The 254-nt window shown below is 46.9% G+C and carries 1 pseudogene; it reads left to right on the forward strand.

The features are described 5' to 3' along the window. Positions 1–254 (forward strand): annotated as a pseudogene (locus R7P35_RS25305) (lipopolysaccharide ABC transporter ATP-binding protein); the annotation flags it as partial.

Consider the following 254-nt stretch of genomic DNA (forward strand, 5'->3'; position numbering starts at 1 on the left):
CCGAGTCGAAATCGCTCGAGCTCTTGCGGCAAACCCACAATTCATTTTGTTGGATGAACCTTTCGCAGGTGTCGACCCTATTTCGGTTAATGACATCAAGAAAATCATCGAGCACCTACGCGATCGTGGCCTTGGTGTATTAATCACAGACCATAACGTACGTGAAACACTGGACGTATGTGAAAAAGCCTATATCGTGAGCCAAGGGCACCTAATTGCATCGGGAACTCCGGAAGAAGTTCTGAACAATGAAC

This window comes from Vibrio sp. Vb0304 (assembly GCF_033338995.1).
In the GTDB taxonomy this organism is placed as follows: Bacteria; Pseudomonadota; Gammaproteobacteria; order Enterobacterales; family Vibrionaceae; genus Vibrio; species Vibrio alginolyticus.